General features: G+C 64.0%; 9 protein-coding genes. 6 read left to right on the top strand and 3 right to left on the bottom strand.

Features of this window, described 5'->3' with window-relative positions:
• Nucleotides 1-23 precede the first annotated feature (23 nt).
• Nucleotides 24-728 (bottom strand): DUF1236 domain-containing protein, encoded by a 705-nt coding sequence (locus NGR_RS10810; protein WP_015888306.1) that lies wholly within the window; start codon nucleotides 726-728, stop codon nucleotides 24-26.
• A gap of 318 nt (nucleotides 729-1,046) precedes the next feature.
• A complete protein-coding gene (locus tag NGR_RS10815) occupies nucleotides 1,047-1,751 on the bottom strand; it encodes an SDR family oxidoreductase (protein ID WP_015888307.1) in 705 nt (234 codons plus the stop codon).
• Between the two features lie 109 nt (nucleotides 1,752-1,860).
• On the opposite strand from NGR_RS10815, the gene NGR_RS10820 reads away from it, so the two are divergent.
• The 5 genes from NGR_RS10820 (at nucleotide 1,861) to NGR_RS10840 (ending at nucleotide 7,572) form a co-directional block, all read left to right on the top strand.
• A complete protein-coding gene (locus tag NGR_RS10820) occupies nucleotides 1,861-2,760 on the top strand; it encodes a LysR substrate-binding domain-containing protein (RefSeq protein WP_015888308.1) in 900 nt (299 codons plus the stop codon).
• A gap of 287 nt (nucleotides 2,761-3,047) precedes the next feature.
• Nucleotides 3,048-5,435 carry a putative bifunctional diguanylate cyclase/phosphodiesterase gene (locus NGR_RS10825; RefSeq protein WP_164924011.1) on the top strand — a complete coding sequence of 796 codons (2,388 nt, stop codon included), beginning with the start codon at nucleotides 3,048-3,050 and terminating at the stop codon, nucleotides 5,433-5,435.
• Nucleotides 5,436-5,542: 107 nt separating this feature from the next.
• The gene (locus tag NGR_RS10830; RefSeq protein WP_015888310.1) at nucleotides 5,543-6,265 is read left to right on the top strand and encodes a substrate-binding periplasmic protein; all 723 of its coding nucleotides are present in this window, start codon (nucleotides 5,543-5,545) and stop codon (nucleotides 6,263-6,265) included.
• 127 nt (nucleotides 6,266-6,392) lie between these two features.
• Nucleotides 6,393-6,593 (top strand): DUF2905 domain-containing protein, encoded by a 201-nt coding sequence (locus NGR_RS10835; protein WP_015888311.1) that lies wholly within the window; start codon nucleotides 6,393-6,395, stop codon nucleotides 6,591-6,593.
• Nucleotides 6,594-6,690: 97 nt separating this feature from the next.
• Complete coding sequence (locus tag NGR_RS10840; RefSeq protein WP_015888312.1) at nucleotides 6,691-7,572, top strand: hypothetical protein; 882 nt, start codon at nucleotides 6,691-6,693, stop codon at nucleotides 7,570-7,572.
• A gap of 119 nt (nucleotides 7,573-7,691) precedes the next feature.
• On the opposite strand, the gene NGR_RS10845 is transcribed toward NGR_RS10840, so the two are convergent.
• Nucleotides 7,692-10,235, bottom strand: a complete 2,544-nt coding sequence (locus tag NGR_RS10845; protein WP_015888313.1) for an NAD-dependent epimerase/dehydratase family protein — start codon at nucleotides 10,233-10,235, stop codon at nucleotides 7,692-7,694.
• Between the two features lie 301 nt (nucleotides 10,236-10,536).
• Between NGR_RS10845 and NGR_RS10850 the strand changes: the two genes are divergently transcribed.
• Nucleotides 10,537-11,736, top strand: a complete 1,200-nt coding sequence (locus tag NGR_RS10850; protein WP_015888314.1) for a glycosyltransferase family 4 protein — start codon at nucleotides 10,537-10,539, stop codon at nucleotides 11,734-11,736.
• Nucleotides 11,737-11,759: the final 23 nt, after the last annotated feature.

The raw sequence follows: 11,759 nt of genomic DNA on the forward strand, positions 1-11,759 counted from the left end.
GAGCCTGGTTCACGCGAAAACCGCTACGCCAGGATGACGACGATCTCCAGCGACGACGGCTCGACGATGACGATCCGGCCGTCGGCCAGCACGAAGAACAGGTAGCCTTCGTACGCGGGCACGACCTGGACGATCCGCGTCGGCACAGGCTTCAGCTTGACCTTGACCGTTTCGGGAACGACGACGCCGACGGAAACATCGATATCGACATCAACCGGTTCGACCTTTTCTTCCTTGATGATCTGGGTGATCTCGGTCTTCTGCTCCGTGGTCACCTCGACTTTGGTCGAGCCGGAGGCCTGGTCCTCCTGGGTTTGCTGCTGCTCACCCTGACCGGTCTGCTGCTCGGTCTCGCCCTGGGCAGGTTGCTGCTTTGTGCCGGACTGCGAGGTATCCCCATCAGTCTTCTGCTGATCGGAGCTCTCCTGGCTTTGCTGTTGTTGTTTCTGCTGGGTGCCGGTTTCGGTTTGCTGCTGCTGATCCGGTTGCTGCTGTTCGCCGGACTGGCCCTGCTGCTCACCCTGGCCGGTCGCTTCGCCACCCTGCTGGGCTGCTCCGCCCTGTGCGTCGGGTTGCTTGCCCTGCTCGGCGCCGCCTTGCGGACATTCCGTGCCCTCCGGACACGCGGTCGTTTGACCCTGCGCCGGTTGCTCCGTCTGCGCCAGCGCCGGCCCGAAGGCGACGCCCAGGCTCAGAACAAGGGCACTCTTGATAAGGATACCTTTCATCGACTGCTCTCCAACCTCTTAGTCCCTTCCGGGAGCCAACCACGAGGCGAAAGCTTTGTTCCCGAGAGGTTCTTTGCCTGTCCACCTATGCCTTAACCCGTAAGGAGTAGGCCGCATCCTTTCGTTCCCGAACCGTTGCTCCGCTGTTCGTACTTATTTCAGCCATTCATTGTGGAGACGGCGATTGGCATCCAAGGCTCGGTTTTGGCCCGTCGAAACGACCTGCCGCACGGCCGAGTTTGAACGCCGCCGGGGCGTAGGGCTCGCATGCTGACGAGGACCTACACGCCGGCTCCGTTCCGTCGTAAAGAGACAGCCTCACACCGAGCGGGTCAGTCCGCCGTCCACCCGGATATTCTGGCCGGTGATGTAGCCGGCGCCCTCCGAGGCGAGGAAGGCGACTGTGGCGGCGATCTCCTCGCTCGTTCCGTAGCGTTTCATCGGCACGCTGTCGCGGCGGGTTTCGGTCGCCGGCAGGCTGTCGATCCAGCCCGGCAGCACGTTGTTCATGCGGATGTTGTCCTTGGCATAGCTGTCCGAATAGATCTTCGTATAGGCGGCGAGCCCGGCGCGGAACACCGCCGAGGTCGGGAACATCTCCGACGGTTCGAAGGCCCAGGCGGTCGAAATGTTGATGATCGACCCCGAGCCCTGGGCCTGCATGATCGGCGTTACCAGCCGCACGGCGCGGACGACGTTCATCAGATAGGTGTCGAGGCCCTTGTGCCAATCGTCGTCGCTGACCTCGATGATCGGGGCGCGCGGTCCATGACCGGCGCTGTTGACGAGCACATCGATCCGCCCCCAGCTGGAAACGGCGAGATCGACGAGCCTCTTCAGGTCCTCGTTCGACTGGTTCGAGCCGGTGACGCCGACGCCACCCAGTTCCTTGGCCAGCGCCTCGCCCTTGCCGGAAGAGGAGAGCACCGCAAGCCTGTAGCCATCCGCAGCCAGCCTGCGCGCCGCCGCCGCCCCCATACCGCTGCCGCCGGCCGTGACGATCGCTACTTTTTCCTTTGCCATGGTCTCATCCTTTCTCGGAATTCAGGTCTGATTTCCGGCCGAGTTTGACATGCCGCGCTGTCCGGGTCTAAGCAGAAAAACACTCTCGTGCCTGTAGGAAAACTACTGGATGGCTGGCGGACAAGGTCCCTACACATTTCCCCCTCTGAACGCCCTCAGGATGTTCGAGAGCTCGGCGCGGCATCTGAATTTCCGCATCGCGTCGGAGGAACTGGGCGTCACGCAAGGGGCCGTCGCCCAGCAGGTTCGAGGGCTGGAGGAATATCTGAACACCCGGCTTTTCGACCGGCGCGCCCGGGGTCTCGAACTGACCGAGGCGGGTCGGCGCTATCTGAAACCGCTGCAGCGTGCCCTGTCGCTGATCTCCGACGCCACCCAGGAGCTGAAACCGGCAAAGACCGTCGTGACCATCAGTGTCACTCCGTCCTTTGCCGCGAAATGGCTGATCCCCCGCCTCGGCAAATTCTCCGATTCGAACGCCGAGACGGAGGTGCAGGTGCTTGCGTCCAACGGGCTGGCTAATTTCCAAAGCGACGGGGTCGATCTTGCCGTGCGGCAGACGAAACCGCCCTTCGGACCGGGGCTCACCGGCGATCTGCTGTTTCCGATGCGATTCATCGCGGTCTGCAACCCGGCTATCGTCGCCGAGACCCCCATCAGAACCGTGGAGGACCTGACACGCCACGTGCTGCTGCACGACGCGCACGGCATGTGGCCGGTGTTCCTGGAGCGCGCCGGCGTTGCAGCGGACGTCAGGACCCTGAAGTCGCTCCGCTTTTCGCACAGCTCCCTGGCGATCGATGCGGCGATCGCCGGCCAGGGCATCGCGCTTGCCACCGAGGCACTCGTCGCGGACGACCTCGCCGCCGGACGCCTTTGCCGTCCCCTCGACTTTGCCGTGACCGACGAGCTCGGCTTCTACATCGTCCGCCCGCGCAGCCCGCGCAAAGCCGAGCATATCCGATCGATGCGGGACTGGCTCCTCGCGCAAAGCCAGGGCAGCCGCTAACCCGCCAGGACGAGCCGGGCGGGGTCAATTCCAGGGCGGCGCGCCCGACATTTGCGCAATCTGGATATTCCAGCGCGATCAGGCTATCGGCGGGGACGCATTATTTACCGAAGCCTAATGTTTTCAGTGAACCATAGGCCCCGGTTTGATCTCGCGCGCATTGCTGACGGGGATTGGCGGCAGATCGCTTCGGCGCCTGCCGCCGAGCCGGGATCGGGCCGAAGAATGGTGGGGCCGCAGGTGAACCCTGGCGTCGGCCTGTCGATGCGGTGGTCCTGGGCATTGAGATGAATACGCATTCGGTCGAGAGCCGCTTCATACTGATCGTTTCCAGCGCTCTCCTGCTGTTGATCGCGCCACTCTTCGTGCTTTTCTTCTATCTTTCGAACGAACGTGCCTATCGCGACGTCATCGATCACGGCCAGGTCCTGCTCAAGGCCAATTCGCTGGCCCTCGGCAAGCCGCTGTGGGATTTCGACGAAGAAAGCGTCCGGCAAATCGCCAGTACGATCCTTGCGGACCGTTCGGTGGTTTCCGTCCGCGTCTACGAGGTCGCCGGCGGGCTCGATGTCAGGCTGCCGGAACGCTCCCGCGACAAGAACCCGCCCGGTGAGATCCTCTCCACCCCGGTCCATTATCGCTCGGTCGACGGCACCAAGACGGTCGGCAGTCTGGAGATCGCCCTGCGCCAGCGCGATCTCCTCTCCGATTTCGAGTTCGACGACGCCGTCTATATCGGCATCTTTCTGTTTGCGATCGTGATCATCACGGCGGCGGCAATTCTGGGCAACCGGATGATGGTGACGCGGCCGCTGCTTCGCCTCACGCACGCCATCGAGGCGACGCGGCGGCTCGGGTCGCGCCATATGGTGGACTGGGTATCCGCCGACGAAATGGGAATGCTGGCCGCCAACTTCAACGAGATGCAGGGGCGTCTCGCCCAGGAGGAAAACGACCTCAAGCGCGCCCACCAGAAGACGACGCGCATCTACAACCTCACGCCGGCGAAGCTCTACTCCATCGACGACGACGATCGCCTGACGGCGGTCAGCGACTATTGGCTGCTCGCCACCGGCTACCACCGCCAGGCGGTTCTCGGCCGCCACTTTGCCAATTTTCTCGATCCGGCGACGCGTCCCGCCTACCAAAACCGCAAGCGGCAGGCCACCGAGGATGTCGAAGCCGCCACCGTCACGGTGAAGTTCCGCTGCGCCGACGGCCGCCTGATCGACGTCCTGATCAAGGAAGTGCAGGCGCTGGAAGCGGGTGAAACCCTGTCGCTGGCCGTCATGACCGACGTCACGGAATTGAAGACGGCGGAAGAGCGCAACCATGTACAGGCGATAACCGATCACCTGACGGGTCTCCTCAACCGCCCCGGCTTCGAAATGGCGCTCGACGGGGCGATTCGGCAGGCCGCCGCGGACGGCGGAGAGCTCGCCTGCCTGCTCATCGATCTCGACCGCTTCAAGCCGATCAACGACAATCTCGGCCATGCCGCCGGCGATGAAGTGCTGCGCCAGATCGCCGGCCGCATCCGCGCGCAGGTGCGTGGCGAGGACAGGGTCGCGCGGCTCGGCGGCGACGAATTCGTCGTGCTGATCCCGGCGGCCAAGGCTGAGAGCGCCGCCCTGCAGATCTCCGCGCGCATCGCCGCCGCCTGCGCAGAGCCGGTCATCGTCGACGGCAGCGCGCTGTCGCTGAGCGCCAGCATCGGCATCGCTCTCTATCCCGCGCAAGCCAGAACCGCCGCCGAATTGCTGCAGAAGTCGGACATGGCGATGTATGCCCGCAAGCACAATGGCAAGAACGGCGCGAAGCTCTTCGACCCGCTGATCGCAAGCCTGGCCCAGGAAAAGCTGAAGATCGAAACCTATATCGAAGAGGGCCTGAGGCAGGACTGGTTCGACGTCCATCTCCAGCCGATCGTCGATCTCAAACGCGGGCAGGTCGCCGGCTTCGAGGCGCTGATGCGCCTCAATCATCCCGAACACGGCGTCCTGCCGCCGACCGACATCATTCGGGTCGCCGAAGAAACCGGTGCGATCCTCAGGATCGGCGAGCGCATCTTCGAGAAGGCAGTGGCCCACCTTGCCCGCCTCTCGTCCGTGCCGGGCCTCGAAAACGCCTATCTGGCCGTCAACGTCTCGCCGCTGCAATTTTGCCCGAAACTGCCGGCCAGCATCTTTGCCACCTTGATGAAATGGGGGATCACGCCGACCCGCATCGTCATCGAGATCACCGAAGCGGTCCTGATGCACCACAGTCCCGACATTCGCGACATCCTCGGCGCGCTGAGCGGCGCCGGGATGAAGATCGCCCTCGACGATTTCGGCACCGGCTACTCGTCGCTCAGCTACCTCGTCCATTTCCCGGTCAACATCATCAAGATCGATCAGGCCTTTACCCGGTCGCTGACCGACGAAAGCGAAACGGTCCGCCGGCGGGTCCAAAAACTCATCGCCGGCATCCACATGGTGGCAAAGGAAATGAACTGCCACGTCGTCGCCGAGGGGATCGAAACCGACGCGCAGTTGCGCGCCCTCCTCTCTCTCAAGGTGGGCCGCGGGCAAGGTTATTTCCTCGGGCGACCCCAGCCCGTCGGCGACATTTTATCCGGAGTAGAGCGGGATGAGGAAAAGTGCGTGCGGTTTTCCGCCCGCATCCCGCTCTAACCCATTAGAATCGATCACGGCTCATGATTTTAGGTCGATCCTACCTAAAATCATCGTGATCTAGAACGCGAGCAGCGGCCATTGCCGGCCGTGCCAAGGACCTGACGATGAAGCAGCTCTTCCTCCTGATAACACTTCTGTTTCCGCTGGCTGCCCAATCGGCGGACGTGAAATTCGTGACCGAATCCTACCCGCCCTTCAACTTTCGCGAGGGCGAGGACTACAAGGGCGCTTCCGTCGAGCAGGTCAGGCTTCTCATGCAGGATGCCGACCTCCAATACACGATGGAGATGATGCCCTGGGCCCGGGCGCTTTTCCTGGCCGAAAACCACGAGATGCACTGCGTCTTCACCACCGTCCACAACAAGGAGCGCCACGCCCGCTTCAAATGGGTGGAACCACTGCTGAGGAGCCGCACGGTGCTGATCCGCAAGGTCGGCTCGGCCGCCAATCCGCAGACCCTCGACGAGGCGAAGGCCTTCAAGGTCGGCACGCAGCGCGACGATTTCACCCAGACCATCCTCGAGGAAAACGGCTTTCCGCGGATCGATCTCGCCACCGACCTGGAACTGACGCTCAAGAAGCTCTTGACCGGCCGCATCGACCTGATGCCGATCTCGGAGAAATACTTCGACAAACTGAAGCGTGAGGGAACACCCATCGAGTCGACCGTGGTTCTTGCCGAAGACATCTACTCGATCGCCTGCAATCCCTCCGTTCCGGACGAACTGATCGGCCGCATGCAGAAGGGCCTCGAGAAGGTCATCGCCGATGGAACCCAGGCGCGTCTGTTCGAGAAATACGGCCTGGCGAGCGACGAGCAGCAGTAGCGGCTGAGCCTGGGCCGCCGGCAACGCGGCCCTATATGATCCCCTACGGCGCCGCGCGTCCTATCAGAGGCGCAAGGGACGCTGTAGCACCAGGGGAGTCGACGCTTTCGCGGGGCGGCAGGCACAGATGTCGCGTATCCTGATCATCATCGGCCTCATCCTGGTCGCCGTCGGCGTTCTCTGGCCCTGGCTGGCGCGCATCGGCTTCGGCAGGCTGCCGGGCGATATCATGATCGTGCGCGAGAATTTCACCATCTACATCCCGATCACCAGCGGCGTCATCTTCAGCGTCCTGCTGACGGCGGTCCTCTGGCTGGTCAGTCGATAGTGCCTTCGGCACGATCCGCCGTGGCAAAACGGAACGAATCCCACTTCGCCCGGTTATCCGATGGACGTTAAGATCCTGAATCCCATGGGAGCTTTCGATGAGCGACCCGGGCCATACGAGTCCTGTTGCAATGCCTGCCGAGCCTCCGGTCGCGATTTCGTCCAGCAATCTCTCCTGGGCAGCGGTGTTGGCTGGCGTAGCCTTGGCACTCGCACTGCAATTTCTGCTCAATCTGCTCGGCGTCGGCATCGGCGCTGCAGCTTTCGACCCCGGCGGCGGCCAACCGGGGCCTGGCGCCTTTTCGATTGCGAGCGGTATCTGGTTCGCTGTTTCAGGCATCGTCTCGGCCTTTGTCGGCGGCTACCTGGCCGGCCGGCTGTCGGGCCGCAGGAGCACGACGACGGGGGCATATCACGGGCTGACGTCCTGGGCCGTCACGACGCTCGTCATCGTCTATCTGCTCACGACCTCGGTCGGTGCGCTGACCGGCGGGGTGCTGAGCGGGCTCTCCTCGGTCGTCGACGGCGCCGGGAGCACCGTCGCGGCCCTGGAAACAACGACGGTCGTGGCAGCGGCAGACGACCCTCTCGCCGATATCGAGCGCCGGGTCCGCGAGACGATCGGCGGCAATGACCCGGCAGCGATGCGCGATGCAGCCGTGGCGTCGATCCGCGCCCTCGTCATTGCCGACGAGACGCAGGCGGAGGACGCGCGTAACCGTGCTGCCGACGCACTGGCCCGGGCCCAGCGGATTCCGCCGGATCAGGCGCGCACCCGCGTCGAAGACTATGAGCAGACCTACGACACGGCCGTGGACGATGCGCGGCGAAAGACCGCCGATGCGGCGGACATGACCGCAATCGTCGTCTCCAGCGGCGCATTTCTTGGTTTCTTCTCCTTGCTGCTCGGTGCCGCCGCCGCCTGGCTGGGCGGCTGCTGCGGAACCCTCCGCCTCGATGGGTTGTCGGACATCTCGTAATCCTAGAGCATTTTGCGTCAGGTGGAATCACCTGACGTCGCATAAATGCGACAAAAACAAAGAGTTATAGCGGTAGCGCGAACGTATGTGAGCGCATTGCGCTCTAGAGCCGCACAACGTCAGACGATCGCCCGATCCCAGCCACCGTAATGCTCCTCGCTGCGCGTCCCGCGCGGCAGGCTGAGAGCGATGAGGGCCAGACCAAGCCCGATATCCGCAATGCTTGCCACCGTTCCGCCGCCGGAGAGAACGAACGGCGACACCGCGACCCATGCGCCGAGCGCCCCATTGAGGAAGCGCACCGGACGCGCCACCTCGGCCATCGCGGTGACGGCGACCAGGATGAGGAGGCAGCCGACGACATGGTCGCTGTAGTAAAGCGGCGGCGAACTGCCGAAGATCGAGGGCGTCGCCATCAGGGCCGCGCCGAGAAAAACGCTCGTCACCAGCGTCCACGGAAAATTCACGCCGCTGGTGAGGAATTCCTTGATGAGCTCGGATGCCGGCCGGTCGAGATCCGGCTCCGGCGACTGGTTCTCCGAAAGAGCAGGACCGCCCATCCAGAACGTTCGCCAGAACGGTTCGCCCGCCTTTGTCGCCCGCCAGAGATACTGGAGGGCCGCCAGCACCTCGTCGATCGAATAGGGGATCAGCACGACCGTGACGGCCGCCTGGACGATGCAGAGCGTGCAGAGCGCGCCGATCAGTGGCGGTTGGATGATGATGAAGGAGACGCTGACCACGCCGAGCGGGATGATCAAGAGGCCGAAGAGCAGCACCATCCACGGCATGGTGCGCCAGCGGCGCCGATCGCCGATCGCGCCGGCGAGGATGTCGAGTCCATAGGCAAAGGCGCCGAATCCGGCATCGGCGATCGGAAAACCCTTCGAGACCCAGGACGTCACCACCGCTTCGCTGCCATTGCCGACGGCAGCCCCGCCTGGGCCGAAGAAGGGATCCCAGAGGCCGTCGATATGCCCCATCTGATAGGCGGCGAGGTAGCGCGAGACGAAGAGGCCGACAAAGGCGAGCGCCACGATCGGAATGCGCTGCGTGAAGGCGGAGGGCGAATAGCTCCAGCCAAGCGGCCGGTCGTCGTCCGCCGCCAGCGCCCGCCTGCTGATGCCGGGCGTTGGCGGGATCATGACGGCGAAGACCGGGATCAGCAGGCCGGCAAGCGTGTCGATCGAGTAGGCGGCAGCACTGGTCGTCCAGAAGACCAGCGGCGCGAGCATGACCCACACGCCGAGCGCCGCCGTGATCCATTGCGCCCAGGCCCAGCGGCGATACATGCCGAGAAGCGCAAACACCGCGACGAGCAAGCCCGAGACGATCTCGCTGATGCCGAGGCGCGCATTGCGGATGTCGGCCGCGGCGATCTCGTGCCCGAGGGCAGGCGGCGGCGGGAGGGTGACGGGATCGAAAAGCCCGAGCGTCATCGGTGAGGCGACGAGCCACAGGCCCAGCGCGACATTCACCATCGGCGCCCAGAGCGTGCGCAGCCGCTGGCGCTCCATGGCGGCCTCGACCTCTTTGTTGCTGCGCTCCAGCGGCGCATCGAGCCGCCTTCTTGCCTGCTCGATCTCCGGTTCGGAAGCTGCCACGGCCGAGGGTTCGAGCTTGTTCTTCTCGTACCAGTCGGTCGGATCCTCCTTGAGCCGCCGGATCATCTCCGGCACGGTGCGGGAGAGGCTGTGTTTCGGCTCCCAGCCGATCAGGCTCCGGGCGCGGCTGACATCGATCTCGACATGGTCGTCGGAATTCTCGATCATCCACGGCTTGATGTCGCTCTCCTGGTCGAGCACCTCCGTCTGCATCCACGACCCGGTCTTGGCGAGCCCCTTGGGCAGGACGAAGGTGCGCCAGTCCTCACCGTGGAGAAGCCGGCCGATCTGCTTCTGCAGTTCCCCGTAGGAAAGCGTTTCCTCCTCCCCGATCAGCATCACGCTCTCCGCCGGCAATTCGGCGCGGCGGTCGACGGAGCGCACGAAGGCGTCCACCAGATCGTCCTTGTGCAGATAGGGCTGTCCCGCATCGAGATCGCCGGTGAACAGATAGGCGGTCGGCAGCCGCTCGAAGATGCGGGCGATCTGCTGGGCGATGAAGGTGGCCCGGCAATCCTCGTCATAGACGCCGGCGAGCCGCAGGATCACCGTGTTGATCCGGCCGTGCTCCTTGGCGATCACCGCTTCGGTTTCCGCCTTCGACCGCGGATAGGCCCAGGCCGGTTCGAGCGGCGAGTCCTCGTTGATCCGCACGCCCTTTTGCGGGCTCGGCGCATGCACCAGCAGAGTGCTCGAAAAGATGAACTGCTCGGTCTCAAGTCCCTTCAGCGCAGCAAGCAGCCGGCGCGTGCCCTGGACATTGACCGCTTCATATTTCGGATCGTCCTTGCCGGTCGTGTCGTAGTAGGCGGCGAGATGGATCACCGAGGCGACGCGGCCCCCGCTGCGCTTGCCCACTTCCCCCACCGCCTTTCCGACGCTGTCGTCGGAGGTCAGGTCGATCTCGATCGTCTCAAGGCGGGCCGACGAGCCTCTCGGGGCAGCCACATCCAGGCCGATGATGCGGTAGCGATCCTTTAGGCCGCGCGCGATCGCCTGTCCGAGAAAACCACTCGAGCCGGTGATGAGAACGGTCGGTCGATCTGTCGCGTTGGGCATTCCTGAAACCTTCGCGGGAGTTTCGTTGCAAACGTCCCTTCGATGGGGAAGGTTCCGGTCCCGGTCGTCCGACTGCTCGCGGCGCCGCCACATGCCTGAACCGTTCGAGGGTCGCCTGCGGCGGCGAACCTCTTGACGCTCGGCACATTTTGCGAAGCGAAGGCGGCGTCTGCAGCCACAGGTAGCGAGCCCCTGCCCTTCGGGAACAAGAGCCGCTCTCGGCAATTGTTGCAGGTGAGATTTCCTTTCCTTTCGAGCGAACGCCCCCGCCCCGCCTTCGCTCCGTTACAGGAGTTCAGCAATGCGAATTGCCCAGATCGCCCCGCTCGCAGAACGTGTTCCGCCAAAGCTTTACGGCGGAACGGAGCGGATTGTTCATTGCCTTACCGAAGAACTCGTCAGGCTCGGCCATGACGTCACGCTCTTTGCGAGCGGCGACTCGCTCACCTCCGCCGAGCTGGTGCCCTGCTGCGAAGTCGCCCTCAGGCTCAATCCGGACGTGACCGACTTCCTTCCGCACTACGTCGTCATGCTCGAGGACATCCGCCGCCGCGCGCAGGAGTTCGACGTCCTGCACTTCCATATCGATATGCTGCATTTTCCCCTGATCAGGGATTTCGCCGACCGAACCGTCACGACCCTGCACACACGTCTCGATCTATCGGATCTCCAGCCCTTCTATCGACGGTTCACCGACATTCCCCTCGTCTCCATATCCGACGACCAGCGCCGGCCCGTACCGCCCGTGAACTGGAGGGGCACCGTCTATCATGGCCTGGACGCAGCGGTATTGCCGTTTACCGAAAAGCCCGCTGGCAACTATCTCGCCTTTCTGGGCAGGATCTCACCCGAGAAGGGTCCCGAAAGGGCCATCGAGATCGCCACGCGGGCCGGCATGCCGCTGAAGATCGCGGCAAAAGTGGACAAGGCGGATCGCCCCTACTGGGAAGGTGTGGTCGAGCCGATGGTGGCGAGCCATGCCAATGTCGAATTCATCGGCGAGATCGACGAACGCCAGAAGCCGGAGTTCCTCGGCAACGCCGCGGCACTTCTCTTCCCGATCAACTGGCCGGAACCTTTCGGTCTGGTGATGATCGAGGCCATGGCCTGCGGCACGCCGGTGCTCGGCTTCCGCTACGGTTCCGCCCCGGAGGTCATCGAAGACGGCCTATCGGGGATTCTCGTCGATTGGGTGGAGGACGCGGTGACAAGGATGGATGAGGTCCTGAGGCTCGACAGGCGCAGGGTGCGGGGAGCCTTCAAGCGCCGCTTCCCGGCGGAGCGGATGACGCGCGACTATCTGGAAATCTACCGCAATCTTCCCGGCGTGATGAGCGACACGGGGAGGGTGCGCGCCGCGGCAGGCGATCGGATCGGCCTCGAGGTTGCCCACCAGCCCCGGCGAAGCGCCGTCGAGAGCGCCTTGCCGCTTGCCGAACCCGGCAACAGCCGAGGGGGCCATTCCGGTGGTTCTCGACGGCCCCACGTCCCTTCGAACTGAGCGGCCCGGCGGCGGGCGGCCCG

The organism is Sinorhizobium fredii NGR234, from assembly GCF_000018545.1.
Classification (GTDB): Bacteria; Pseudomonadota; Alphaproteobacteria; order Rhizobiales; family Rhizobiaceae; genus Sinorhizobium; species Sinorhizobium fredii_A.